The following is a 23,466-nucleotide window of genomic DNA, read 5'->3' on the forward strand; positions in this document are numbered from 1 at the left end:
CCGGCCCCGGCCGGGGCGCCTGTCCGCCTGAACCATCCCTGAAGGAGAGCGCCAGACAATGGCCGAGCAGCACATCATTTCCGTCGACGGGCTCATGACCCGTGTTCAGGCGATCTTCGAGAAGAGCGGGCTGAGCCGCGATAACGCCCATGCCGTGGCCCACGTGATCGTGGCCGGCGAGCGCGACCACTGCAAGTCGCACGGCATCTACCGGATCGAGGGCTGCCTGCGGGTCCTGGCCGCCGGCAAGGTCTCGCCGGACGCCGTGCCGCAGGTGCATGACGCCGGCAAGGCGGTGATCGAGGTGGACGCGGGCGGCGGTTTCGCCAACCCGGCCTTCGACGCCGCCAAGGACGCCCTCGTGGCGCGCGCCCGCGAGACCGGGCTGGCGGCGCTGGTGATCCGCGACTGCCTGCATTTCTCGGCGCTCTGGCACGATGTCGAGGCACTGGCCGAGGAGGGGCTCGCCTCGCTCTCGATGTGCCCGAGCTATTCCTTCGTGGCCCCGGCGGGCGGCAAGGAGCCGCTGCTCGGCACCAACCCCATCGCCTTCGGCTGGCCGCGCCCGGGCCCGCATCCCTACGTCTTCGACTTTGCCACCAGCGTCGCGGCGCGCGGCGAGATCGAGCTGCACCGCCGCGCGGGCACGCCGATCCCCGAGGGCTGGGCGGTGGACAAGGACGGCAACCCGACCACCGATCCCGACGCGGCGCTGGCGGGCGCGATGCTGACCTTCGGCGCGCACAAGGGCTCGGCGATCTCGACCATGGTCGAGCTGCTGGCCGGCGCGATGCTGGGCGAGTTCATGAGCAAGGAGGCGCTCGACTTCATGGGCGGTGGCGGGCTGCTGCCGCGTCACGGCGCGCTGGTGCTGGCGCTCGACCCGCAGACCTTCGCGGCGCGCTCGGGCCGTGATCCCATCGCCGAGGGCGAGAAGCTGCTGACCGCGATCAGCGGGCAGGGCGCGCGCCTGCCGTCCGAGCGCCGCTTCACCGCCCGGGCCAAGGCGCTGACGGACGGCATCGCGCTGAGCACCGCCGAGATGGCGCAGCTCGACAAGTTCGAGGCCGAGGGGCTCGCCGCGCTGGAGGGCTGAGCCTTCCACGCCGGAGAACGGCAAAGGCGCGGGATACCTCCCGCGCCTTTTTTCATGTCCTGCGGGCCGTGGCCCGGGGGGAGGAGAGGGGACCGGCCGCGCCGGTCCCGACCGTCTCAGCGCACGCTGGCGAGGAACTGCCGGGTGACCTCTTCCTGCGGCGCGCCGAAGATCTGCTCGGGTGCGCCGATCTCGGCCATCACGCCCTTGTGGAAATAGGCCACCCGGTTCGACACGTCGCGGGCAAAGGCCATCTCGTGCGTGACGCAGATCATCGTCATGCCTTCCTCGGCCAGCATCTTCAGCGTCTCGAGCACCTCGCCCACCAGCTGCGGGTCGAGCGCCGAGGTCACCTCATCAAAGAGCATGTAGTCGGGCGACATCGCCAGCGCGCGGGCGATCGCCATGCGCTGCTGCTGGCCGCCCGAGAGCCGCGTCGGGAAGGTCTTGAGCTTGTCGCCGAGGCCGACGTGGCGCAGCTGCTTCTCGGCGATCGCCTCGGCCTCGCCCTTCGACATGCCGAGCACCTTGCGCGGTGCCAGCGTGACGTTCTCGAGCACGGTCAGGTGCGGGAAGGCGTTCCACTGCTGGAACACGATGCCGATCTTCTGGCGCAGCTTGTTGAGGTTGGTGGACTTGGCATGCACCTCGGTGCCGTCGACGAGGATGCGGCCGCTGTCGATCGGCTCGAGCCCGTTGATGCAGGTCAGCAGCGTGGACTTGCCCGAGCCGGAGCCGCCGATCACGGTCAGCACCTCGCCCTTGGCGACGGTCAGGTCGATGCCCTTGAGAACCTCCATCTGGCCAAAGGACTTGCGGACATTCTGGATCTCAATCATTGGACCACCGTTTCTCGAGATAGCCGCCGAACCGGGCCAGCGGAAGGCTGATGATGAAGTAGAAGGCGCCGCAGAGCAGCAGCAGGAACATCGGCTCCTGCAGGCGGGTGATGAGGATCTGCGTCGACTTCAGAAGCTCGGTGACCTGCACCACGTAGACGAGCGCGGAGTCCTTCATGACGCCGAGCGCGAGGCCGATCCACGACGGCAGCGCGACGCGGGTCGCCAGCGGCATGACGATGTAGCGCATGTCCTGCCCCCAGCTCATGCCGAGCGAGCGCGCCGCGCGGCGGGTGGTGGCGGGCACCGCGTCGACGCCGCCACGGACGATCTCGGCGCAATAGGCGGCGGTGTAGAGCGAGAGCACCATGCAGGCCACGGTGAGCCCGGACATCTGCAGCTTCAGCACCATGCCCATGAAGGCATTGGCCAGCACAAGCTGGATCAGCAGCGGGATCGAGCGGAAGATGTCGAGAACGAAGGTCAGCGGCGCGGCCAGCACGGCGCCGAGCTGCACCCGGACCACGCCGAAGACGATGCCGAGCACGGTGCCGATGGTGACCGAGATCGCGGTGACCAGGATCGTCATCCCCGCGCCCTTGGCGAGGAAGATCAGGTCGTTTGCGGTGAGGGCGGTGTCGAACATGCTGTCTCCTCCCTCAGTAGCGGAACAGGCGGGCGGCAAGCAGCCGCGCGCCGAGGGTGATGACCTTGGTGATCGCGTAGAAGATCACCGCGGCGATGGCGAAAAGCTCGAAGGTGCGGAAGGTCAGCGCGTTGAGATCCTGCGTCACCCCGTAGAGGTCGGTGTTCATCCCGACGGTGACCCCGAGCGAGGTCATCAGGATCGCCCAGACCATCTGGTTGGTCATCGGCAGGAAGGAGATGCGCAGCATCTGCGGCAGGATGATGAAGCGGAAGGCCTGCAGCTGCGACATGCCGAGCGAGCGGCCGGCGCGGGTCTGGGTGTCGGGGATCGCCTTCAGCGCGCCGCGGAAGTTCTCGGCGAGATAGCCGGCGTTGTTGAAGGTGATGCCGATGAGCAGCGACACGAAGGGCGAGAAGTGGATGCCGAAGCTCGCCACGCCGAAATGGGCCATGTAGATCTGGAAGAGCGCGGGCGTGTTGCGCGCGATCTCGACCCAGGTGGTGGCGATGGCGGCAAGCGGGCGCGAGCCCGAGAGCCGCAGCAGCGTCAGGATGACGGCAAGCAGGATGCCGATCACCATCGACAGGACTGCGACCTCCATCGTGACGACCGCACCATCCAGCATCTGCGGAAGCTTGGCCAGTGCCTGCTTCCATTGGAAGGTGTAATCGAACATGTGCGTTAGGCGCCTGATAGAGCGAAAGGAAAGGGGGCGCGGGAGGGGCCGCGCCGCCGGTCGGTCCGGTCAGGGATCAGCGGTAGACGCCGCCCACGGTGAGGTCGGGCAGCTCGCCGCCGACCCACTTCTCGTAGAGCTCGGCGTAACGGCCGGTGCGCACCTGCTGGTTCACGAAGAGGTCGAGGTAGTTCAGCAGCCCGTAGTCGTCGCGCTTGGCGAAGAGGGCGACGTAATCGGTGTCGAACGGAGCCTTGCCGACCACCGAGATGCCGCCGAAGTTGCCCGACTGCACGTTGGCCTGCGCCACGGTCGAGGTCGAGACGGTGGCGTCGAGCTGGCCCTGGCTCAGCGCGAGGAAGACGTCGGCCTGGGTCTGGTAGGGGCGGAAGTCGCCCTCGCCCCATGCCTCGACCTGCGCCTGCAGCGCGATCGCCTCGTAGGTGCCGGCGACGGCGCCGACGGTGTGGCCCTTCATGTCCTCGAAGGAGGCGATGCCGGTGGAGTCGTTCGCGGTCACGGCCATCTCGAAGGCGAAGTAGGGGACCGAGAAGCCGACGGTCTTGGCGCGCTCGAGCGTGTCCGAGGTCGAGGCGACGCCCACGTCGACGCGGCCCGACATCAGCGCCGGGATGCGCTCGGGGAAGGGGGTCTCGACGATCTCCGCCTCGACGCCGAGCGCCGCCGCGAGGTCGTTGCAGTAGTCGACGTCGAAGCCGATCGGCGTGTTGCTGTCGTCGCGCATGCCCATCGGCGGGAAGTCGAGCACCACGGCGCAGCGCAGCGTGCCGGAGGAGATGATGTCGTCGAGCTTGTCGGCCTGGGCGGTGCCCGCGAGCGCGGTCGCGGTCAGCATTGCGGCGGTGAGCGTAAGGGTCTTCATTCGGATGTCTCTCGCTGTTGAAGCCGTCGGCAGAGGGGGCCGACTTATTTTTTCGTGCAAGATTTTTCCTAAATGAAAAATACTAGCCTGTGAAGAAAATATTTGGTACTGCGGTGAAGAACTTTCTAACGCGCTGAAATCCCCTCGCGATCGCTGCGACCAGTGGCCTCCGGGGTGCCGATCGCGCCGGTGTCCCCGCTGGCAGGGCGGAGCAGTGCCCGGCGGCGGCGAGGCAGCGTGTTGGACTCATCCCCTGACCGAAAGGACATCTCGATGCTCGACAAATCCGTCTTCACCCCGCACGGCAAGCACCTGATCGCGGGCGAGTGGGTGGCCGGCGAGACCACATTCACCTCCGAGCCGGCGCACGGGCCGAGCCATGACTTCTCGGTCGGCACCCCGGCGCTGGTCGACGCGGCCTGCAAGGCCGCCGAGGAGGCCTTCTGGACCTATGGCTACACCACCCGCGCCGCCCGCGCCGAGTTCCTCAATGCCATCGCCGACGAGATCGAGGCCCGCGCCGAGGCGATCACCGAGATCGGCACGCAGGAGACCGGCCTGCCGGAGGCGCGGCTCCAGGGCGAGCGCGGCCGCACCACCGGCCAGCTGCGGCTCTTCGCCAGCCACATCCTCAAGGGCGACTACCTCGACCGCCGCCACGACGAGGCGCTGCCCGAGCGCAAGCCGCTGCCGCGCCCCGACATCAAGATGGTGATGCGCCCGATCGGCCCGGTCGCGGTCTTTGGCGCTTCGAACTTCCCGCTCGCCTTCTCCACCGCCGGCGGCGATACCGCCGCGGCGCTGGCCGCCGGCTGCCCGGTGGTCGTGAAGGGCCATGGCGCGCACCCCGGCACCGGCGAGATCGTTGCGGAAGCCATCCTCGCCGCCATCCTGAAATGCGGCATGCCCAAGGGCGTCTTCTCCCTCGTTCAGGGCGGCAAGCGCGACGTCGGCCAGGCGCTGGTGCAGCACCCGCTGATCAATGCGGTCGGTTTCACCGGCTCGCTCGGCGGCGGCCGTGCCCTGTTTGACCTCTGCGCGCAGCGCGAGGTGCCGATCCCCTTCTTCGGCGAGCTTGGCTCGGTCAACCCGATGTTCCTCCTTCCCGAGGCCGTGAAGGCGCGCGGCGCCGAGATCGGCACCGGCTGGGCCGGATCGCTCACCATGGGCGCCGGCCAGTTCTGCACCAACCCCGGCATTGCCGTGGTGGAGACGGGCCCCGAGGGCGACGCATTCGTCGCCGCCGCCGCCGAGGCGCTGAAGGGCGTGTCAGCCCAATGCATGCTCACCGACGGTATCGCGAAAGCGTATAAGGACGGTAAATCCCGCTTCGACGGGCGCAATGCCGTCAAGCCGGTGCTGACCACCGACAGCGAAGGGCGCAGCGCGCTGCCCAACCTCTTCGAGACGGATGCGGCGAATTACCTGCAGGATCATGCACTTGGCGAGGAGGTCTTCGGCCCGCTCGGCCTCGTGGTGCGGGTCTCCGGCGCCGACGAGATGCAGGAGCTCGCCAAGGGCTTCGAGGGCCAGCTGACCGCGACGATCCACATGGACGAAGGCGACACGGCCCTCGCACAGCGGCTGATGCCGGTGCTCGAGCGCAAGGCCGGCCGGGTGCTGGTCAACGGCTTCCCGACCGGGGTCGAGGTCTCCGAGGCGATGGTCCACGGCGGGCCTTACCCCGCGAGCACCAACTTCGGCGCCACCTCCGTGGGCACCCTCTCGATCCGCCGCTTCCTGCGCCCGGTCAGCTACCAGAACCTGCCGGACGCCCTGCTGCCGGACGATCTGAAGTAAGCCGCCAGGCCGAAACGCGCCCGCGCCGCCCCGACGGGTGGCGCGGGCGTTTGCGTTCGAATTTGCGTATTTGGAAAGAGAAGAAGACCAGGTCGCCGCGCCCCGTCTTCCATATGTTCCAAATATCCCGGGGGAGCCCGAAGGGCGGGGGCGGAGCCCCCTTCCGGTCGGTCAGCTCAGCCTGGCGAGCAGCTCGCGGAGCTTGCGGGCGTCGCGCTTGCCGAGGCGGCGTTCCAGCGCGGCCTCATAGGCCTCGGCCGCGCCACAGAGGTGGCGGAAGGCCTCCTGTCCGGGCGGGCGCAGCGACAGGCGCTCGCTGCGCCGGTCTTCGGGGCTGGTGACTCGCGAGAGGAATCGCTTTTCCTCGAGCGCGCGAACCGCACGCGACACCTTGGTCTTGTGGATCGAGGCGCTGTCCGAGATCTCCTTGGCGCTCATGTCGCCGTGGCGGCCGAGGTGGAAGATCACCCTCCACTCGGTGCGCAGCATGCCGTAGCGATCGCGGTAATTCCTTGCAAACACGTCGCTCTGCGCCTCGGCCGCCTGGTTGAGCAGGTAGGGCGTGAAGGCCGAAAGCTCGAAGAAATCATCGGAATCGCGGTCCTCTGCCGAATTCTTGGTCATCCTGAGAATCCCCCTTGTTAGTTACAAAAGCAACTAACAACATGTCAGCAATCAGTCGAGGGAGGACTTCGCAGATGAACGACCTGAGCAAGATCTCGGGCCTGACGCGCGCCGCGGGGATCTCCGCGCTGCACGAGGGTTACATGCCCGGCTTCGGCAATGATTTCGAAACCGAGGCCCTGCCGGGCGCGCTGCCCGACGGGATGAACTCGCCGCAGCGCTGCGCCTACGGGCTCTACGGCGAGCAGCTCTCCGGCACCGCCTTCACCGCGCCGAGCCACCAGAACGAGCGGACCTGGTGCTACCGCATCCGCCCGGCGGTGAAGCACGTCGGCCGCTTTGCCAAGATCGACGTGCCCTACTGGCAGTCGGCGCCCAACGTCGATCCGGACGTCATCAGCCTCGGCCAGTATCGCTGGAACCCGGTGCCGCATGCGCAGGAGAGCCTGACCTGGCTGACGGGCATGCGCACCATGACCACGGCGGGCGACGTCTATACCCAGGTCGGCATGGCCAGCCACATCTACCTCGTCACCGCCTCGATGCAGGACGAGTATTTCTATTCCGCCGACAGCGAGCTGCTGGTGGTGCCGCAGGAGGGGCGGCTGCGCTTCTGCACCGAGCTCGGGGTGATCGACCTCGAGCCCAAGGAGATCGCCATCCTGCCGCGCGGCCTCGTCTACCGGGTCGAGCTGATCGACGGGCCGGCGCGCGGTTTCGTCTGCGAGAATTACGGCCAGAAGTTCGACCTGCCGGGGCGCGGCCCGATCGGCGCCAATTGCATGGCCAACCGCCGCGACTTCAAGACGCCGGTTGCCGCCTTCGAGGACCGCGAGGCGCGCAGCCGCGTGGTGATCAAGTGGCAGGGGCAGTTCCACGAGACCTGGATCGGGCATTCGCCGCTCGACGTGGTGGCCTGGCACGGCAATTACGCGCCGGTGAAGTACGACCTGCGCACCTACTGCCCGGTCGGCGCGATCCTCTTCGACCACCCCGATCCCTCGATCTTCACCGTGCTGACCGCGCCCTCGGGTGTCGAGGGCACCGCGAACATCGACTTCGTGCTGTTCCGCGAGCGCTGGATGGTGGCGGAGAACACCTTCCGCCCGCCGTGGTACCACAAGAACGTCATGTCCGAGCTGATGGGCAACATCTACGGCGAGTATGACGCCAAGCCGCAGGGCTTCGTGCCGGGCGGCATGAGCCTGCACAACATGATGCTGCCGCACGGGCCGGACAACGAGGCTTTCGAGAAGGCGAGCTTTGCCGACCTCAAGCCCGGCAAGCTCGACAACACGATGAGCTTCATGTTCGAGACCCGCTTCCCGCAGCACCTGACGCGCTTCGCCGCGCGCGAAGCACCGCTGCAGGACGATTACATCGACTGCTGGGACAGCCTGAAGAAGCGCTTCGACGGCACGCCCGAGGGCAACTGGGACTGACGGTCGCGGGGGAGGGGGCGCTGCCCCCTCTTGGCCTTCGGCCAATTCACCCCCGGCGTATTTGGAAAGAGAAGAAGGGGCGGGCCGCCCCGGAAGGACGAGAATGACCCTGATGACGAGCTGGGTGGCAGGGGCGAACGAGCCCGGCTGCGATTTCCCGCTGAACAACCTGCCCTACGGGGTCTTCGATGACGGCCGCGGCGCGCGCATGGGCGTGGCGATCGGCGCTTGCGTGCTGGACGTCGGCGCGGTGGATCACGGGCTCGACCCGGCGCTCTTCGCCGCGCCGTCGTGGAATGCGGTGATGGCGGCGGGGCCACAGGTCTGGGCGGCGCTGCGGGCGCGGCTGATCGAGCTGCTCGGCGACGAGGCGCAGCGCGCGGCGGTCGAGCCGCATCTCGTGCCGCTGGAGGGCGTGGCGCTGCTGATGCCCTTCGCGGTGAGCGAGTACACCGATTTCTACGCCTCGAAGAACCACGCCTTCAACGTCGGCACGATGTTCCGCGGCCCCGAGAACGCGCTGCCACCGAACTGGCTGTCGATCCCCATCGGCTACAACGGCCGGGCGTCGTCGGTGGTGGTCTCGGGCACGGATGTGACCCGTCCCTGGGGCCAGCTGAAGGGGCCGCAGGACGCGCTGCCGCGCTTTGCGCCCTGCGCGCGGTTCGATCTCGAGCTCGAGATGGGGGCGATCGTCGGCACGCCGTCGCGCGGCATGGTCTCGGTCGCCGAGGCGGACGAGATGATCTTCGGCTACGTGCTGCTCAACGACTGGTCGGCGCGCGACATCCAGGCCTGGGAATACCAGCCGCTCGGGCCGTTCCAGGCCAAGGCCACCGCGACCAGCATCAGCCCCTGGATCGTCACCCGCGCGGCGCTCGAGCCGTTCCGCACCTCCACCCCGGCGCGCGAGCGCGAGCTCCTGCCCTATCTCCGTGAGCCCGGCCCGATGCTCTACGACATCGACCTCGAGGTGGCGCTGGAGCCCGAGGGTGGCGAGGAGCTGGTGATCGCCCGCACCAACTATCGCGAGATGTACTACTCGGCGCCGCAGCAGCTCTGCCATCACACCACCAGCGGCTGCGCGATGCGCACCGGCGACCTCTTGGGCTCGGGCACGATCTCGGGCACCACGCCCGGCAGCCGCGGCTCTCTGCTGGAGCTGAGCTGGGGCGGCAAGGAGCCGCTCGAGCTGCCCGGCGGCGCGACCCGCAGCTTCCTCGAGGACGGCGACAAGCTGACGCTTCGGGGCGCCGCGCGGGGCGACGGCTATCGCATCGGCTTCGGCGCGTGCTCGGGCAGGATCCTGCCCGCCGTGCCGCAGCCCGACTGGACCAAGGATTGAAGGAGGCCCCCATGGCAAAGGCATTCGCGTCGCAAGGCGACATGGAAGAGAAGAAGATCAGCTTCACCGAGGTGGGCGAGGGGCTCTATGCCTTCACCGCCGAGGGTGATCCCAACACCGGCGTCATCATCGGCGACGAGAGCGTGATGATCGTCGAAGCGCAGGCCACCCCGCGGCTGGCGCGCAAGGTGATCGACTGCGTGCGCTCGGTGACCGACAAGCCGATCAGCCACCTCGTGCTGACCCATTACCACGCCGTGCGCGTGCTTGGCGCCTCGGCCTACGGCGCGCGCGAGATCATCATGTCCGACGCCGCGGCCGCGATGGTCGAGGAGCGCGGGCAGGAGGACTGGGACAGCGAGTTCGGCCGCTTCCCGCGGCTCTTCCAGGGCCACGAGGAGATCCCCGGGCTGACCCGTCCGACCACCACCTTCAGCGACCGCATGACCGTCTACCTCGGCAAGCGCCGGGTCGACATCCTGCAGCTTGGCCGCGCGCATACCGCCGGCGACGCGGTGATCTGGGTGCCCGACCAGGAGGTCATGTTCACCGGCGACATCGTCGAGTTCCACTCGGCCTGCTACTGCGGCGACGGCCATTTCAACGACTGGCCCGAGACGTTGGCCAACATCGCCAGCTTCGAGCCCAAGGCCATCGCGCCGGGCCGGGGCGACGCGCTGGTGGGCGAGGCGAAGGTGATGCAGGCGCTGGAGAACACCGCCGATTTCGTGCGCTCGACCTACAAGCCGGTGGCCCGCGTCGTGGCCCGCGGCGGCTCGCTCAAGGAGGCGTGGGACGCGGTGCGCGCCGAGTGCGATCCGAAGTTCGCCGACTATGCGATCTACGAGCACTGCCTGCCGTTCAACGTCGCCCGCGCCTATGACGAGGCCCGCGGCATCGACACGCCGCGTGTCTGGACCGCCGCGCGTGACCAGGAGATGTGGGCCGCCCTTCAGGGCTGAGCCGAACGACGACCCCAGCGCGGCCCGGCGGAGGAGCCGGACCGCGCGCCCAAGGGAGGAGAGACCATGCCCGCATACAGCTACGCCCCGCAGCCCTTCGTGCGCCCGCCCGAGCTTGACGGCGGCGCGACCGGCGCGCCGGTCGCCATCGTCGGCGCCGGGCCCATCGGCCTTGCCATGGCGATCGACCTCGCGCTGCACGGCATCCGCTCGGTGGTGCTTGACGACAACAACGTGGTCTCGGTGGGCAGCCGGGCGATCTGCTGGGCCAAGCGCACGCTCGAGATCTTCGACCGGCTGGGCGTCGGCGAGCGCATGCTGGCGAAGGGTGTCACGTGGAAGGTCGGGCGGCTCTTCCATGGGGGCGAGGAGGTCTACAGCTTCGACCTGCTGCCCGAGGACGGCCACAAGTACCCGGCCTTCATCAACCTCCAGCAATACTATGTCGAGGAGTACCTGCTCGAGCGGGCGCGCGAGTTCCCGGATCTCATCGACATCCGCTTCCTGTCGAAGGTGGTGGGCCATTCGGCCAGCCCGGAGGGCGTCACGCTGACCGTCGAGACCCCCGAGGGCAGCTACGCGCTGGCGGCGGACTGGCTGCTTGCCTGCGACGGTGCGAAGTCGGCGACGCGCGAGCGCATGGGGCTCGACTTCACCGGCCAGACCTTCGAGGAGCAGTTCCTCATCGCCGACATCGAGATGGAAGACAGCCCCTTCGGCGATCACGGCATCGCCGAGCGCTGGTTCTGGTTCGACCCGACCTTCCACCCCGGCAAGTCGGCGCTGCTGCACGCGCAGCCCGACAACATATACCGCATCGACCTGCAGCTCGACCTCGGCGCCGATGCCAAGGTGGAAGCCAGCGAGGAGAAGGTGATCCCGCGCATCAGGGCGATCGTCGGGGACAAGCCGTTCCGGCTCGACTGGCTGTCGGTCTACAAGTTCCGCTGCATCAAGCTCGAGCGCTTCGTGCACGGCCGCGTGGTCTTCGTCGGCGACAGCGCCCACGTGGTCAGTCCGTTCGGCGCGCGCGGCGGCAATGGCGGCATTCAGGACGTCGACAACCTCGGCTGGAAACTCGCGGCGGTGCTGAAGGGCGAGGCGGAGGAGGCGCTGATCGAGAGCTACCACGAGGAGCGCTCGCACGGCTCGGCGGAGAACATCCTCAACTCGTCGCGCTCGACCAACTTCATGACCCCGAAGACGCCGATCGAGGCGCTGTTCCGCCGCGAGACCCTGCGCATGGCGCATGACCAGCCCTTCGCGCGGCGGCTGATCAACTCGGGGCGGCTGTCACTGCCCTGCTCGCTGGAAGGCTTCGCGCTGCAGACGCCGGGCGAGGGCAAGCTTCGCCCGGGCCAGCCGATGCTCGACGCGCCGGTGGGCAATGGCTGGCTGCTGCCGCTGCTTCAGGGGGAATTCACGCTGGTCGGCTTCGGCGAGATCGACCTGCCCGACGTGGGTGTCCGCCGGATCGGCATCGGCCAGTCGGGCAAGGGCTACGAGACCCGTGACGACCACGGCGGCTACGCGCTGCAGCGCTACGGCACAGGGCTTGCCTATCTCGTGCGGCCCGATGGCCACGCGGCGGCGGTGTTCCACGGCGAGGTGCCGGAAGCGGCGCTGAAAGAGGCGCTCGCCCGCGCCATGGGCAAGAGCTGCGAAAGGGAAATCGCGTGATGCGGCAGGTGTATGACATGGGGCTCGGCGCCCGCGGCGACGAGGTCTACGAGGCGCTGATGACCGCGCACGAGGGGCTGAGCGAAGAAGAGAGCCACGCGCTCAACGTGCGGATCGTGCTGCTGCTGGCCAACCGGATCGGCGACGCGGACGTGCTGAAGGACATCTTCGAGACGGCGCGCTCCTATGCCTGAGGCGGTGCTCTACGATTACTGGCGCTCCACCGCGAGCTGGCGGGTGCGCATCGCGCTCAACGTCGCGGGGATCGACTGGGAGAGCCGCCCGGTGGACCTGCTCGTCGGCGACCAGCGCGGCGCGGAGCATCTTGGGCGGAACCCGCAGGGCCTTTTGCCGGTGCTCGAGATCGACGGGCTGCGGCTGACCCAGAGTCTCGCGATCCTCGACTATCTCGAGGACACCGGGCGCGTCTCGCTGCGCCCCTCGGAGCCGGCGCAGGCGGCGCGGATGCGGGCGATCGCGCAGGCCATCGCCTGCGACCTGCACCCGGTGTGCAACCTGCGCGTCGCGGCCCATGCGGTCGCGCTGACCGGGCGCGACGAGACCCGCGCCGAGTGGATGCGCCATTTCATCCGTCCCGGGCTCGAGGCGGTCGAGGCGCTGCTTGACGAGGCCGGGCCCTATTGCAGCGGACCCACCCTGACGCAGGCCGACCTCTGCCTGATCCCTCAGCTCTACAACGCGGCGCGCTGGGGCGTGCCGACCGGCGACCTGCCGCGCATCACCCGCGTGGCGCGGGCCTGCGAGGGGCTCGGCGCCTTCCGCAAGGCCGCGGCCGAGGCGATGCAGCCCGCGGCCACCTGATTTTCAACCGCACATTCACCGGGCACGGGCGGAGGAGCCCGCGTCCCCGCAAGGGAGGATCCCCTCATGACGATCACCAACACCTTCAAGAAGACCGGTCTCGCGACCCTCGCGCTGCTGGCCATGTCCGGCGTGGCGCAGGCCAAGGACATCGAGCTGGCGCTGTCGAGCTGGCTGCCGCCGCGCCACCCGGTCGTGGTCAACGCGATCAAGCCCTGGGCCGAGAAGGTAGGGGAAGTGACCGAGGGCCGCGTCTCGGTGCGCGTGCTTGGCAAGCCGCTGGGCAGCCCGCCGGCGCATTTCGACATGGCGCGCGACGGCGTCGCCGACATCACCTACGGCCTGCACAGCTTCACCGAGGACGACCGGTTCGCCGGCGCGCAGCTGGGGCAGTTCTCGTTCCTCGGCGATGACGCGGTGAGCGCGTCGAAGGCGTTCTGGACCGTCTACACCGAGGACCTGAACGCGCGCGAAGAGCACGCGGGCACCCACCTGCTCGGCCTCTTCATGCACGGGCCGGGCCTGCTGCACAACAACCTGCGCAAGATCGAGACCCCCGCCGACCTGCAGGGCATGAAGATCCGCGTGCCCGGCGGCTACGTCGCGGGGCTGACCGAGGATCTCGGCGCGACGCCGCTCTTCATGTCCTCGCCCGAGGTCTACGAGAAACTCTCGCGCGGGGTGATCGACGGGGTGGCCTTCACCTACGAGGCGCTGACCGCGTTCAAGCTGACCGACGATCTGAAATACGCGATGACCGTGCCGGGCGGGCTCTACAACACCAGCTGGTTCCTGGTGATGGACGAGGACAAGTGGAACGAGATCTCGCCCGAGGACCAGCAGGCGATCGACGCGATCTCCGGCGAAGCCTTCGCCGAGCTGGTCGGCAAGGCCTGGAACGACGCCGACGATGCCGCGAAGGAAAAGATCGACGCCGCCGGCATCGAGCTCTACGCCGCGCCCGCGCCGGTGCTCGAGGCGGTGAAGGCCGCCGCCGCGCAGCATGAGACCGCCTGGGCCGAAAGCCTGCCCGAGGGCGAGGACGGCGCGGCCGCGCTGGCGCGCTTCCGCGAGATGACCGGCGTCGACATGTCGGCGGCGCAATGATCGCGAGGCGTCTCGAGACGATCCTCCTGGGGTTGGCGGCAACATTGCTGCTGGCCCTCATGGCGGTGACCGGGATCGACGTGGTGGGCCGCTACCTGCTCAACGCGCCGCTCTCGGGGGCCTTCGAGCTGACCGAGCTGATGCTCGGCGCGCTGGTCTTCGTGGCGCTGCCGCTGGTCAGCCGCGCCGGGGCGCATGTCGAGGTGGACCTGCTCGTGGACGCGATGCCGCGCCCGGTGCGCAAGGCGCTGGGGGTGTTTGCCGCCGTCGTCTCGGCGGCGGTGCTCTGCTGGTTCGCCTGGACGCTCTTCGGGATGATGATCGACCAGTGGCACGAGGGCGCGCGCTCGGTCTCGCTCGGCGTGCCGCTGGCGCCCTTCGCGGCGCTGGGAGCGCTGGCCTGCCTCGCCTCGGCGATCTTCGGCCTCATGCGGGAGCTGAGCCATGACTGAATCCCTGATCGCCATCGCCATCCTGCTGGTGCTGGTCTTCGCCCGCGTGCCCATCGCCTTTGCCATGGCGCTGGTCGGCGGCGCGGGCTTTGCCTGGCTGCGCGGCTGGGAGCCCGCCGGGTCGATGATCGGCGCCGCGGTCTTCGAGACCGGGCTCAGCTACTCGCTGTCGGTGGTGCCGCTCTTCATCTTCATGGGCAACGTGCTCGCGGGGTCGGGCATCGCGCAGGGGCTCTTTGCCGGGGCCGACCGGGTGTTCGGCCGGATGCGTGGCGGGCTCGCGCTGGCGGCGGTGCTCTCCTGCGGCGGCTTCTCGGCGGTCTCGGGCTCGTCGCTGGCCACCGCCGCCACGATGAGCCGCGTCGCCATGCCTCCCATGCGCCGCTTCGGCTACGCCGACAGCCTTGCCGCCGGGTCGATCGCCGCGGGCGGTACGCTCGGCATCCTCATCCCGCCCTCGGTGATCATGATCATCTACGGGCTGCTGACCGAGAGCGACATCGGCAAGCTCTTCATCGCGGGGCTGGTGCCGGGTGCCATCGGCATCCTCTTCTACCTCGTCGCGGTGATGGTGGCGGTGCGCCTCGATCCCTCGCTCGCGCCCGAGGCCGGCGGCTCGCAGCCGATGACCCGCCGCGACAAGATGGGCGTCGCGGGCACGCTCGGCCTCTTCCTCTTCATCATGGTCGGCATCTACGGCGGGTTCTTCACCCCGATCGAGGCCGCGGGCATGGGCGCCATCGCCTCGCTCGTGCTTGCGCTCGGGATGCGCGCGCTCGACTGGAAGGGGTTCGTCTCGGCCTGCCGCGAGACGCTGCTGGCCTCGGCGATGATCTTCGCGATCATCATCGGCGCCGAGATCTTCTCGGCCTTCGTCAACTTCGCGGGCCTGCCCGACGCGCTGGTCGACCTCATCTACGACGCCGATGTGAACCCCTGGACCGTGGTCTGGATCATGGTGGTCATCTACCTGCTGATGGGCTGCGTCTTCGAGAGCCTGTCGATGATCCTGCTGACCGTGCCGGTTTTCTACCCGATCATCGCGCAGCTCGACTTCGGCACCGGCCCGCTCGCCGACCCCGAGGCCGTCCTGATCTGGTTCGCCGTGGTCGTCGTGGTGGTCACCGAGGTGAGCCTGATCACGCCGCCGGTCGGGATGAACGTCTTCGTGCTGCGCTCGGTCATGCCGGACATCGCGCTTTCGACCATCTTCCGGGGCATCATCCCGTTCTGGCTCGCGGACCTCGTGCGCCTCGCGCTGCTGGTGCTCGTGCCGTGGATCTCGCTATGTCTGCTCTGACACCGCAGGACGCCGGGGGCGCCATGACCGACGACATCGCCGATTTGCCGAGGCTCGCGCCCACCACCCAGTCGCTGCCCATCGCGCTCATCCGCGCGCGCGAGACGCTGCTGCGCGAGCTGCGCCCGATGCTGGCCGAGGCCGGGGTGAGCGAGCCGCAGTGGCGCATCCTGCGGGTTCTGATCGAGAGCGGCCCCTGTTCGGTGCAGGGGCTGGCCGAGGCGGCCTGCCTGCAATCCACCTCGGTGTCGCGCATCCTGCAGTCGATGGTCGAGCGCGGGCTGGTCGAGCGGGTGCAGGACCGCGAGAACCGCCGTCGGCAGGTGGTCACGGTGAGCGAGGAGGGCCGGGCGCTGGTCGCGCGCTACACCCCCGTCTCGCGCGCGATCACCGACGGCTTCGCCAGCCGCTTCGGCGCGGAGCGCTACACGCAGCTGGTGGCGCTGCTCGATGCCTTCATCTCGGACTGCGGCGCGCCCGGGGACTGACCGGGCGCGGGACGGGTCAGGCGAAGGCGCCCTCGAGCGTCGCGACCACCTGCCGGAACCGGGCGCCCTCCTCGCGCAGCCCCGACCAGATCAGCGCGATCTCGGTCGCGGCCTGCGGTGTCGAGATCGGCACGGTCACCAGCGGGCGGCCGTCGTAGCAGAGGCTGCTCGGCGGGCAGGAATAGCTGATCCCGACGCCCGCCCCATGCGCCGCCAGCGAGCGCATCATTTCGAGCGATTTCACCCGGTGCCCGACGGTGGCGCTGAGCCGCATCGCCTGGAAGAGCCGGTTCATGAACCCCTCGGACAGCTCCTCGGAGAAGAAGATGAGCGGATGCGCGGCCAGTTCCCCCAGCTCGAGCGAGGCCTTCCGCGCCAGCGGATGGTCGGGCGACAGGAAGGCGACGGGCAGCACCTCCTTCAGCACCCGGCGCGCGAACCTGCCCTCGAAGCCGACGTCATAGGAAATCGCCACGTCGATGCGCCCCTGCCGCAGGTCGGCGGCGAGATCCGAGAACCGGGCCTCGACGCCCCGGAAGGTCTCGCCCGGCAAGGCGCAGCGCAGGGCCCCCAGCGCTTCGGCCAGATAGAGCGGCGCGATGTCCTCGAAGCAGCCGACGACGAAGGGCGGGGCGGTGTCGGGCGGGTTCTCGATGTCGCGCGCCTGCGCCAGCAGGGCCTGCACCTTCGCCAGCAGGCCGTGCCCGTAGGGGGTGATCTCGACCGGCGCGCCCTTGCGGCGGACGAAGACCGGCCGCCCGAGCCGCTCCTCGATCCGCGTGATCGCCACCGAGAGCGAGGGTTGCGAGACGTTCAGGTGCCGCGCGGCCTCGGTCAGGCTGCCAAGCTCAGCAACCGCGATCAGGTACTCGTACTGGCGCAGCGTGTTATATAGCATGAAGCTACAAATAACATGTGCATATATTATTGGAAGCTATCTTCTTCCGCGCCTAGGCTGGCATGGAAACAGAGGAAACGCCCATGCACGCATTGCTCACACAGGACACCGTCGACGCCTTCCAGCGCGACGGGGTCGTTCTCATCAAGGGCCTGTTCGCCGATCACGTGGAGGATATCCGCGCCGGGATCGAGCGCAACATGGCCGAACCCGGACCCTATGCCGCCGAGAACCTCAAGGAGGGCGAGGCGGGCCGCTTCTTCGACGACTACTGCAACTGGGAGCGCATCCCCGAGTTCGAGCGCGTGGTGCGCACCTCTCCCGCCGCCGAGGTCGCGGCGGACCTGATGCGCTCGGGCCGGGTGCAGATGTTCCACGACCACGTGCTGGTCAAGGAGCCCGGCACATCGAAGCCGACGCCCTGGCACCAGGACGGCCCCTATTACTTCGTCGATGGGCTGCAGAATGTCAGCTTCTGGTCGCCGGTCGATCCGGTCACCGACGCCAGCCTGCGCTGCGTCGCCGGCAGCCACCTTTGGGAAAAGCCCGTGCTGCCGAAGCGCTGGCTGTCCGAGACCGATTTCTTCCCCGACAGCGACGCCTACATGCCGGTGCCCGATCCCGACGCCGAGGGCATGGAGATCCGGGAATGGACCATGGAGCCGGGCGACGCGGTGGCCTTCAACTACGCCACGCTGCACGGCGCGCGCGGCAACACCTCGACCTCGCGCCGCCGCGCCTTCTCGCTGCGGCTGGTGGGGGACGATGCGCGCTACGTCGAGCGCCCGGGGCGCACCTCGCCGCCCTATCCCGGCCACGACATGCAGCCCGGCCAGCCGCTCCGCGAGGACTGGTTCCCGGTGCTCTTCCAGCGTTGATCAGCCGCCGTTGGCCGCCCTCCGCGCGAGGGCGGCGACAAGGTCGGTGCGGGTGACGATGCCGATGAGGCGCCCGCGCTCGAGCACCGGCACCGCGTCGACCTCTCCCGCGGCGAGGACCGTCAGCAGCTCGCCGATGGGCGTGTCCGCCGTGGCGCGCGGCCCGGCCACCTTCATGATGTCGCCCGCCGTCACCGGCGCCTCGCGGCCCCGGTCGACGAGGCGGCGGAAGGCCGCGAGATAGCCGCGATCGAGCCGCAGCGCATCCTCGCGCGCCCGCGTGATGAGGTGGATCTGGAAGATCACGCCGAGGAACCGCTGCCCGGGCCCGACCACCGGCAGCGAGGTGAAACGGTGCCGCCGGAAAAGCTCGGCCACCTCGGCAAGCGCGGTCTCGGCGCCGATGGTGATAAGATCCCGCGACATGATGCTGGCCGCCGTGAGCGGGCCGGTGTGATGCGTGGCCGCCTGCAGCTCCGCCGCGCCGATGAGCCGCGCCAGATCCTCGGTGCCGAGGTTGAAGGACTGCCGGTAACGCTCGAGGATCGTTGTCAGTTCCTGCTCCGACAGCCCCAGCCGCTCGGCCGCTCCGGGGGCGTGCCCGCCGAGGCGCGCGGGGTCCTCGAACTGCCGCAGCGGGTAGTGCCGCCCGGTCAGCCGGGCATAGGCGATGGCGATCAGCACCAGCGAGGCGGTGCCGAGCGCGACCGGCGCGAGCGCAAAGCCGTAGCCGAGCCGGTCCACGGCCTCGGGGCTCAGCGCGGCGGTCATGGCAACGGCCCCGGCGGGCGGGTGCACGGCGCGGCAGAGCATCGTCGCGGCGACGGCGAGCCCGACCGCCAGCGCCACCCGCAGAACCGGGTCGGGCACGTGCAGGCAGACGGCGACCCCGACCAGCGCGGCCACGGTGTTGCCGACGATGGCCGACCACGGCTGCGCCAGCGGGCTGTTCGGCACGGCAAAGAGCAGCACGGCGCTCGCGCCGAACGGGGCCACGAGGTAGAGGCCGAGGTCGAGGTCCGCGACCGGCGACAGGAAGAGCCCGGTGAGCGCGAGGCCCACGAAGGCCCCCACGGCGACGCGCAGCGCTTCGGCGGGGCGGGTCCGGGCCACGGCCGGTCCAAGGGATCGTAACTGTATCAAGGGCTTCCCCGGTCTTGTTGCTATGGCCGCGTCGGCATCGCGGCGGGATCCGGCGCGGTGCCGTAAGGGCTGGCGATGCCTTCTAATGAAGCGTTTTCTTGCTCAGGGATAGAGGCCGGTCCCGGAAATTCCTCACAGCATCCGCCGTCCGCGACCGTAGCGAAACGGCTTGCCCCGGCCCGCGCATGTGTCATTCTTGGGCGGCCCCAACTTTTCCCATCAGGACAGCGCATGGTCCGCGACTACTCGGCATTCCTTCCCGGCGGCGGCTCCGTGCCCCCCGAACGTCACGCGCTCTCGGCGCTCGAGGCGCTTGGCTGGGGCCCGTTCTTCGCCCGGCAGATCGACGCGGCGGCGCTGACCGAGACGCCGCCGGTGCGCGTGCTGTCGGTGCACCGCAGCGGGCTGCAGGTCGCGGGGGACGGCATCGAGGAGCTGATCCCGCCGGGCATCGACGCCACGGTCGGGGACTGGCTGCTGCTCGACCGCGCCCTGCCCAAGGACAGCCGACTGCTCGAGCGCAGCAGCGTCATCAAGCGGCGCGCGCCCGGCCACGACTGGCAGGTGCAGCTCATCGCCGCCAACATCGACACGCTCTTCATCGTCACCTCCTGCAACCAGGACTTCAACCCGGCCCGGCTCGAGCGCTACCTCGCGCTGGCCTTCGAGGCCGGGAGCGAGCCGGTGATCCTGCTCACGAAAAGCGACCTCGCCGATCCCGCGCCCTACGTTGCCGAGGCGCGCGCGCTGTCGGACCGCGTCGAGGTGCTGGCCATGGACGCGCGCGGCGGCGCACCGGCAGAGGCGCTGTCGGTCTGGTGCCGGCCGGGGCGGACGGTGGCCTTCGTGGGCTCGTCGGGGGTTGGCAAGTCCACGCTGACCAACGCGCTCTCGGGTTCGCTCGACATCGCCACGCAGGCGATCCGCGAGGACGATGCCAAGGGCCGCCACACCACCACCCACCGCGAACTCCACCCGGTGCCCGGCGGCTTCCTGCTGCTCGACACGCCGGGGATGCGCGAGCTGCAGCTGACCGACGCGGCGGCGGGCATCGCCGAGCTCTTCGAGGACATCGAGGCGCTGGCGGCGGAGTGCCGCTTCGGCGACTGCGCGCACGAGACCGAGCCCGGCTGCGCCGTGCGGGCGGCGCTGGCAGAGGAGCGGCTCGATCCGGCGCGGCTGGCACGCTGGCAGAAGCTCAAGGCCGAAGACGCCTTCAACTCCGCCAGCCTGTCCGAGCGGCGGGTCAAGGACCGCGCCTTCGGCAAGATGGTCCGCAAGGTGATGAAGGACAAGAAACGCACCCGGCGCTGAGCCGGGGCCGCGTCAGAGCAGCAGGTGCGCCAGCACCAGCGCGCCGCTCCAGCCGAGCAGCAGCAGGCCGAGCGGGGTGCTGATCCGGCGGCCCCAGGCGAAGTTCTTCTCGACCGCCATCACCCCGCCCAGCAGCAGCATCCAGCCGAGGTTGCCGGTCCCGACCACGAACATCAGCAGCATCAGCGCCCAGCAGCAGCCGACGCAGAAGAGCCCGTGCCGCCAGCCCAGCCGTGCGGCATTCCGCCGGTCACGGCGGCCCTGCCAGTGCTCGATGACGAAGCTCATCGGCATGCGGCAGCGCTCGAGGCAGCGGCGCTTGAGGTCCGAGAACTGGAATAGCCCAGCCACCGCGATCACCCCCGCGCCGAGCGCCCAGCCGTTGAAGATGAGCCAGTTGCTGCGCTGCGCGAGCCGCTCCAGCCCGAGATCGGCGAGATGCGCCGCGAGGCCGAAGACCAGCCAGGCCGCGAGGTAGCCGACGATCACCAGCCCGACCAGCATCAGCCGGTCGGGCCGTCTCTGCACCAGCCGCGCGTAGAGGTCGAGGATCGGCAGCGTGGTCGGCAGCATCATCGCCGCGAGCATCAGCACCCAGCCCGACACGTAGAGCGCCGCCGGGACCAGCGCCTCGCCGAAGGGGAGCGCTCCGCAGATCGACCCGGCGAGGCCGATGTGCATCCAGTCGCCGTGGTCGAGGTAGCGGCCGTAGGGGCCCTGCGACCAGAGCCACAGCAGCAGCCAGGCCAGGCCCGCAAGCGACAGGCCGAGCCCGTAGAAGGCCCGGCGGTGATAGCGGCTGCGCATCGCCCGGCCCCGGTGTCAGGCGGATTCGAAGCGGAACATGCCCTGGATCGCGTTGGTTTTCTCGATGTCGAGCTCGATGCCGACGCCGGGATCGTTCACGCGGAAATACTCGGCCTTGGAGACGTAGGCGGGCGCGCCGGGGATGGTGGTGAAGATGCTCTCGTTCAGCGTGGTGACCTCGCCGGTGGGGCCGCGGTAGGGCTCCATCTCGGCCTCGAGCACGCCGTCGATCTTCAGCATGCCCTTGCCCTCGTTGAGGGTGAAGGTGATGTCGGCGCGCTTGGGTTCCAGATCCTCGCCGATGAGCTGCGCCAGATCGGCCAGCGGTCCGCCCCTGCGTCCCTGCAGCAGGTCGATGGCCGCCGCGCTCTGCTCGTTGCTGGCCTTGCTGTCGATGTAGAGCTGGCGCTTCCAGTTCCCGGCGAGCACGTTGCCGGGGATCTTGCCGACACCGGCGACGATCACGCCGCTCATGTCCACCCCGTCGACCTCGCCCGAGTTGATGCGATAGGCAAGCGTCGCGTCGCAATAGCCGTTGTCCGGATCCTCCCCGATCCAGCAAGGGCAGAGAACATTGCAGTTGCAGACCTCGAGAAGGTCGCCTTCGATCGAATATCCCATGAAAATTCCCCCTATATGTGCTGCCCCCAGAGGCAGCGGCAGGACGAAGCTGCAAAGGTCGCGACAGGCGCGACGCAATGATGCCCGGGGATCCTTGCCTGCGCGCAGTCTACCACGAAACGCGGCGGATTTGTACCGTCCGGCTCCGCTCGGCGGCGGGCGCGCGGGAAATGGGCGATTGACCGTGCCCCGGCATCGCCTATGCTCGCGCCACGTCAGGGGAGTCCCGCCACGGGGACTGAGAGGCTGACAGGCGCGCGTGCCGCGCCGGTGATGCGACCCTTTGAACCTGACCCAGTTGACGCTGGCGTAGGAAGACCGAAGGGCAATCTTCTCCATGCATCGCGGCTGGGGTGGTCCTTTCGGGCCACTCGGCCCCTTTGCGCCTCCGCGCGCCCGGGCCCGGGCGGCCCCGTCTGCCTTCCCGCGCGTCCTCCGGGTCCCGATGGAAGGGAGGCCGAGTGGAGACGAATTCACACATCCTGCGACACCGCCATGGCGGTCGGATCTCGGTGCTGGGGGCCGGGGTCGCGGGGCTCTGCGCCGCCACGGCGCTGGCCGGGCGCGGCTTTGACGTCGAGCTCATCGCGCCCGAGGATGCGCCACCGCCTGCATCGCTGCTGGCGGGCGGGATGCTCGCCCCGTTCTGCGAGGGCGAGAGCGCGCCGCCCGAGATCACCCGCCGGGGACAGGCCGCGCTTGGCTGGTGGCGGGCGCGGACGCGCAGCTACTCGGCCACCGGCACGCTGGTCATCGCCCCGCCACGCGACCGGGCCGAGCTCGAGCACTTCGCCCGCGCGACACAGGGCCACGTCCGCACCGATCCCGCCGCGCTCGAGCCCGAGCTCGCGGGGCGTTTCGCCACCGGCCTCTTCTTTGCGGAAGAGGCGCACATCGACCCGCGCCTCGCCATGGACGAGCTGCGCGCGGCGCTCGAGGCCCGAGGCGTGCCGATCCATGGTGGCCCGGCTTCGGGGCGGATCGTCGACTGCCGGGGCCTCGGCGCCCGCGACCACCTTCCGGACCTGCGCGCGGTGCGCGGAGAGATGCTCGAGCTGCACGCGCCCGGGGTCAAGCTCACCCGCACCCTCCGCCTGCTGCACCCGCGCTTTCCCTGCTACATCGTCCCGCGCGGGCAGGGGCGCTACATGCTCGGCGCCACCATGGTCGAGAGCGCGCGCCCCGGCGGGATCACCGCCCGTGCCGCAATGGAGCTGCTCTCGGCCGCCTACACCGTGCACCCCGGCTTTGCCGAGGCCGAGATCCTCGCCACCGGCGCCGGGCTGCGCCCCGCCTTTCCCGACAACATCCCCGCGATCCGCGAGACCGGCGACCGCATCCACCTCAACGGCATGTATCGCCACGGCTTTCTCATGGCCCCGGTGCTGGCCGAGGAGCAGGCCGCGCGCCTTGCCGCAGACCCCACCAAGGAGGCGCATCATGCGCATTGATCTCAACGGCGAAAGCCTCACCACAACCGCGCCGACGCTCGCGACGCTGCTCGCCGAGCGCGGCTTCGATCCGGCCTCGGTCGCCACCGCGCTCGACGGCGCCTTCGTGCCACGCGGGCTGCGCGAGCGCACCGCGCTGCGCGACGGCGCCAAGGTCGAGGTCCTGTCGCCGATGCAGGGGGGCTGAGC

At 69.4% G+C, this 23,466-nt stretch carries 25 protein-coding genes and 1 riboswitch; of the genes, 16 read left to right on the forward strand and 9 right to left on the reverse strand.

The window, feature by feature from the left end:
• Positions 1-58 precede the first annotated feature (58 nt).
• Complete coding sequence (locus PVT71_RS20690) at positions 59-1,096, forward strand: Ldh family oxidoreductase (RefSeq protein WP_353474360.1); 1,038 nt, start codon at positions 59-61, stop codon at positions 1,094-1,096.
• 116 nt (positions 1,097-1,212) lie between these two features.
• On the opposite strand, the gene PVT71_RS20695 is transcribed toward PVT71_RS20690, so the two are convergent.
• The 4 genes from PVT71_RS20695 to PVT71_RS20710 all read right to left on the reverse strand — a co-directional run bounded on the left by PVT71_RS20695 (position 1,213) and on the right by PVT71_RS20710 (position 4,143).
• Entirely contained in the window at positions 1,213-1,935 is a 723-nt protein-coding gene (locus PVT71_RS20695) for an amino acid ABC transporter ATP-binding protein (protein WP_194138232.1), read from the reverse strand.
• Positions 1,928-2,581: an amino acid ABC transporter permease gene (locus PVT71_RS20700; protein WP_353474362.1), complete on the reverse strand. Its 654-nt coding sequence runs from the start codon at positions 2,579-2,581 to the stop codon at positions 1,928-1,930. Before PVT71_RS20700 ends, PVT71_RS20695 begins: the two co-directional genes overlap by 8 nt.
• 13 nt (positions 2,582-2,594) lie before the next feature.
• Positions 2,595-3,260 (reverse strand): amino acid ABC transporter permease, encoded by a 666-nt coding sequence (locus tag PVT71_RS20705; protein ID WP_353474363.1) that lies wholly within the window; start codon positions 3,258-3,260, stop codon positions 2,595-2,597.
• A 76-nt stretch (positions 3,261-3,336) separates the two neighbouring features.
• Positions 3,337-4,143, reverse strand: coding sequence for a transporter substrate-binding domain-containing protein (locus tag PVT71_RS20710; protein WP_353474365.1), 807 nt, complete (start codon positions 4,141-4,143; stop codon positions 3,337-3,339).
• A 273-nt stretch (positions 4,144-4,416) separates the two neighbouring features.
• On the opposite strand from PVT71_RS20710, the gene PVT71_RS20715 reads away from it, so the two are divergent.
• Complete coding sequence (locus tag PVT71_RS20715) at positions 4,417-5,943, forward strand: aldehyde dehydrogenase (NADP(+)) (RefSeq protein ID WP_353474366.1); 1,527 nt, start codon at positions 4,417-4,419, stop codon at positions 5,941-5,943.
• A gap of 171 nt (positions 5,944-6,114) precedes the next feature.
• On the opposite strand, the gene PVT71_RS20720 is transcribed toward PVT71_RS20715, so the two are convergent.
• Entirely contained in the window at positions 6,115-6,567 is a 453-nt protein-coding gene (locus tag PVT71_RS20720) for a MarR family transcriptional regulator (RefSeq protein ID WP_353474367.1), read from the reverse strand.
• Positions 6,568-6,641: 74 nt separating this feature from the next.
• Between PVT71_RS20720 and hmgA the strand changes: the two genes are divergently transcribed.
• The 10 genes from hmgA to PVT71_RS20770 all read left to right on the forward strand — a co-directional run bounded on the left by hmgA (position 6,642) and on the right by PVT71_RS20770 (position 16,165).
• Entirely contained in the window at positions 6,642-8,009 is a 1,368-nt protein-coding gene (gene hmgA / locus PVT71_RS20725; RefSeq protein WP_353474368.1) for a homogentisate 1,2-dioxygenase, read from the forward strand.
• 103 nt (positions 8,010-8,112) lie between these two features.
• Positions 8,113-9,354 carry a fumarylacetoacetase gene (fahA, locus tag PVT71_RS20730; RefSeq protein ID WP_353474369.1) on the forward strand — a complete coding sequence of 414 codons (1,242 nt, stop codon included), beginning with the start codon at positions 8,113-8,115 and terminating at the stop codon, positions 9,352-9,354.
• A gap of 11 nt (positions 9,355-9,365) precedes the next feature.
• Positions 9,366-10,316 carry an MBL fold metallo-hydrolase gene (locus PVT71_RS20735; RefSeq protein ID WP_353474370.1) on the forward strand — a complete coding sequence of 317 codons (951 nt, stop codon included), beginning with the start codon at positions 9,366-9,368 and terminating at the stop codon, positions 10,314-10,316.
• A gap of 66 nt (positions 10,317-10,382) precedes the next feature.
• On the forward strand, positions 10,383-11,996 hold the full coding sequence (locus PVT71_RS20740; protein ID WP_353474371.1) for an FAD-dependent oxidoreductase: 1,614 nt from the start codon (positions 10,383-10,385) through the stop codon (positions 11,994-11,996).
• On the forward strand, positions 11,996-12,190 hold the full coding sequence (locus tag PVT71_RS20745) for a DUF2783 domain-containing protein (protein ID WP_353474372.1): 195 nt from the start codon (positions 11,996-11,998) through the stop codon (positions 12,188-12,190). Before PVT71_RS20740 ends, PVT71_RS20745 begins: the two co-directional genes overlap by 1 nt.
• Positions 12,183-12,818, forward strand: coding sequence for a maleylacetoacetate isomerase (gene maiA, locus PVT71_RS20750; protein ID WP_353474373.1), 636 nt, complete (start codon positions 12,183-12,185; stop codon positions 12,816-12,818). The genes PVT71_RS20745 and maiA overlap by 8 nt, the downstream gene beginning before the upstream one ends.
• A gap of 66 nt (positions 12,819-12,884) precedes the next feature.
• Entirely contained in the window at positions 12,885-13,925 is a 1,041-nt protein-coding gene (locus PVT71_RS20755; RefSeq protein ID WP_353474374.1) for a TRAP transporter substrate-binding protein, read from the forward strand.
• Positions 13,922-14,377, forward strand: coding sequence for a TRAP transporter small permease (locus PVT71_RS20760; RefSeq protein ID WP_353474375.1), 456 nt, complete (start codon positions 13,922-13,924; stop codon positions 14,375-14,377). The genes PVT71_RS20755 and PVT71_RS20760 overlap by 4 nt, the downstream gene beginning before the upstream one ends.
• Positions 14,370-15,677: a TRAP transporter large permease gene (locus PVT71_RS20765; RefSeq protein WP_353474376.1), complete on the forward strand. Its 1,308-nt coding sequence runs from the start codon at positions 14,370-14,372 to the stop codon at positions 15,675-15,677. The genes PVT71_RS20760 and PVT71_RS20765 overlap by 8 nt, the downstream gene beginning before the upstream one ends.
• Before the next feature lie 23 nt (positions 15,678-15,700).
• Entirely contained in the window at positions 15,701-16,165 is a 465-nt protein-coding gene (locus PVT71_RS20770) for a MarR family transcriptional regulator (protein ID WP_353474378.1), read from the forward strand.
• 16 nt (positions 16,166-16,181) lie between these two features.
• Here the strand turns inward: PVT71_RS20770 and PVT71_RS20775 are convergent, their stop codons facing one another.
• The gene (locus PVT71_RS20775) at positions 16,182-17,063 is read right to left on the reverse strand and encodes a LysR family transcriptional regulator (RefSeq protein WP_353474380.1); all 882 of its coding nucleotides are present in this window, start codon (positions 17,061-17,063) and stop codon (positions 16,182-16,184) included.
• A gap of 83 nt (positions 17,064-17,146) precedes the next feature.
• Between PVT71_RS20775 and PVT71_RS20780 the strand changes: the two genes are divergently transcribed.
• The gene (locus PVT71_RS20780) at positions 17,147-17,941 is read left to right on the forward strand and encodes a phytanoyl-CoA dioxygenase family protein (RefSeq protein ID WP_353474382.1); all 795 of its coding nucleotides are present in this window, start codon (positions 17,147-17,149) and stop codon (positions 17,939-17,941) included.
• Here PVT71_RS20780 and PVT71_RS20785 read toward each other — a convergent pair whose 3' ends face one another.
• Entirely contained in the window at positions 17,942-19,084 is a 1,143-nt protein-coding gene (locus PVT71_RS20785) for an HPP family protein (RefSeq protein WP_353474384.1), read from the reverse strand. It abuts the gene before it with no gap.
• Positions 19,085-19,315: 231 nt separating this feature from the next.
• Here PVT71_RS20785 and rsgA point away from each other — a divergent pair, with 231 nt between their 5' ends.
• On the forward strand, positions 19,316-20,398 hold the full coding sequence (rsgA, locus tag PVT71_RS20790) for a ribosome small subunit-dependent GTPase A (protein WP_353474385.1): 1,083 nt from the start codon (positions 19,316-19,318) through the stop codon (positions 20,396-20,398).
• A gap of 12 nt (positions 20,399-20,410) precedes the next feature.
• Here rsgA and PVT71_RS20795 read toward each other — a convergent pair whose 3' ends face one another.
• Positions 20,411-21,205 (reverse strand): DUF2182 domain-containing protein, encoded by a 795-nt coding sequence (locus tag PVT71_RS20795; protein ID WP_353474386.1) that lies wholly within the window; start codon positions 21,203-21,205, stop codon positions 20,411-20,413.
• A 15-nt stretch (positions 21,206-21,220) separates the two neighbouring features.
• The gene (locus PVT71_RS20800) at positions 21,221-21,826 is read right to left on the reverse strand and encodes a DUF1326 domain-containing protein (RefSeq protein WP_353474387.1); all 606 of its coding nucleotides are present in this window, start codon (positions 21,824-21,826) and stop codon (positions 21,221-21,223) included.
• A 207-nt stretch (positions 21,827-22,033) separates the two neighbouring features.
• A riboswitch (TPP riboswitch) is annotated at positions 22,034-22,159 on the forward strand.
• A 128-nt stretch (positions 22,160-22,287) separates the two neighbouring features.
• Here PVT71_RS20800 and PVT71_RS20805 point away from each other — a divergent pair.
• Both PVT71_RS20805 and thiS read left to right on the forward strand, forming a co-directional pair.
• A complete protein-coding gene (locus PVT71_RS20805; protein ID WP_353474388.1) occupies positions 22,288-23,277 on the forward strand; it encodes an FAD-dependent oxidoreductase in 990 nt (329 codons plus the stop codon).
• The gene (gene thiS / locus PVT71_RS20810) at positions 23,267-23,464 is read left to right on the forward strand and encodes a sulfur carrier protein ThiS (RefSeq protein WP_353474389.1); all 198 of its coding nucleotides are present in this window, start codon (positions 23,267-23,269) and stop codon (positions 23,462-23,464) included. Before PVT71_RS20805 ends, thiS begins: the two co-directional genes overlap by 11 nt.
• Positions 23,465-23,466 lie beyond the last annotated feature (2 nt).

Origin of the sequence: Salipiger sp. H15 (assembly GCF_040409955.1) — a bacterium.
Taxonomy (GTDB): domain Bacteria; phylum Pseudomonadota; class Alphaproteobacteria; order Rhodobacterales; family Rhodobacteraceae; genus Salipiger.

What these genes read in the sequence shown, in the direction of transcription:
- fahA (WP_353474369.1), top strand. Translation starts at nt 8,113, where the DNA reads ATGACCCTGATGACGAGCTGGGTGGCAGGGGCGAACGAGCCCGGCTGC.
- rsgA (WP_353474385.1), top strand. Translation starts at nt 19,316, where the DNA reads ATGGTCCGCGACTACTCGGCATTCCTTCCCGGCGGCGGCTCCGTGCCC.
- PVT71_RS20745 (WP_353474372.1), top strand. Translation starts at nt 11,996, where the DNA reads ATGCGGCAGGTGTATGACATGGGGCTCGGCGCCCGCGGCGACGAGGTC.
- PVT71_RS20690 (WP_353474360.1), top strand. Translation starts at nt 59, where the DNA reads ATGGCCGAGCAGCACATCATTTCCGTCGACGGGCTCATGACCCGTGTT.
- PVT71_RS20800 (WP_353474387.1), bottom strand. Translation starts at nt 21,826, where the DNA reads ATGGGATATTCGATCGAAGGCGACCTTCTCGAGGTCTGCAACTGCAAT.
- PVT71_RS20735 (WP_353474370.1), top strand. Translation starts at nt 9,366, where the DNA reads ATGGCAAAGGCATTCGCGTCGCAAGGCGACATGGAAGAGAAGAAGATC.
- PVT71_RS20795 (WP_353474386.1), bottom strand. Translation starts at nt 21,205, where the DNA reads ATGCGCAGCCGCTATCACCGCCGGGCCTTCTACGGGCTCGGCCTGTCG.
- PVT71_RS20740 (WP_353474371.1), top strand. Translation starts at nt 10,383, where the DNA reads ATGCCCGCATACAGCTACGCCCCGCAGCCCTTCGTGCGCCCGCCCGAG.
- PVT71_RS20770 (WP_353474378.1), top strand. Translation starts at nt 15,701, where the DNA reads ATGACCGACGACATCGCCGATTTGCCGAGGCTCGCGCCCACCACCCAG.
- PVT71_RS20700 (WP_353474362.1), bottom strand. Translation starts at nt 2,581, where the DNA reads ATGTTCGACACCGCCCTCACCGCAAACGACCTGATCTTCCTCGCCAAG.
- PVT71_RS20755 (WP_353474374.1), top strand. Translation starts at nt 12,885, where the DNA reads ATGACGATCACCAACACCTTCAAGAAGACCGGTCTCGCGACCCTCGCG.
- maiA (WP_353474373.1), top strand. Translation starts at nt 12,183, where the DNA reads ATGCCTGAGGCGGTGCTCTACGATTACTGGCGCTCCACCGCGAGCTGG.
- PVT71_RS20775 (WP_353474380.1), bottom strand. Translation starts at nt 17,063, where the DNA reads ATGCTATATAACACGCTGCGCCAGTACGAGTACCTGATCGCGGTTGCT.
- PVT71_RS20765 (WP_353474376.1), top strand. Translation starts at nt 14,370, where the DNA reads ATGACTGAATCCCTGATCGCCATCGCCATCCTGCTGGTGCTGGTCTTC.
- PVT71_RS20705 (WP_353474363.1), bottom strand. Translation starts at nt 3,260, where the DNA reads ATGTTCGATTACACCTTCCAATGGAAGCAGGCACTGGCCAAGCTTCCG.
- PVT71_RS20720 (WP_353474367.1), bottom strand. Translation starts at nt 6,567, where the DNA reads ATGACCAAGAATTCGGCAGAGGACCGCGATTCCGATGATTTCTTCGAG.
- PVT71_RS20760 (WP_353474375.1), top strand. Translation starts at nt 13,922, where the DNA reads ATGATCGCGAGGCGTCTCGAGACGATCCTCCTGGGGTTGGCGGCAACA.
- PVT71_RS20780 (WP_353474382.1), top strand. Translation starts at nt 17,147, where the DNA reads ATGCACGCATTGCTCACACAGGACACCGTCGACGCCTTCCAGCGCGAC.
- PVT71_RS20715 (WP_353474366.1), top strand. Translation starts at nt 4,417, where the DNA reads ATGCTCGACAAATCCGTCTTCACCCCGCACGGCAAGCACCTGATCGCG.
- hmgA (WP_353474368.1), top strand. Translation starts at nt 6,642, where the DNA reads ATGAACGACCTGAGCAAGATCTCGGGCCTGACGCGCGCCGCGGGGATC.
- thiS (WP_353474389.1), top strand. Translation starts at nt 23,267, where the DNA reads ATGCGCATTGATCTCAACGGCGAAAGCCTCACCACAACCGCGCCGACG.
- PVT71_RS20695 (WP_194138232.1), bottom strand. Translation starts at nt 1,935, where the DNA reads ATGATTGAGATCCAGAATGTCCGCAAGTCCTTTGGCCAGATGGAGGTT.
- PVT71_RS20710 (WP_353474365.1), bottom strand. Translation starts at nt 4,143, where the DNA reads ATGAAGACCCTTACGCTCACCGCCGCAATGCTGACCGCGACCGCGCTC.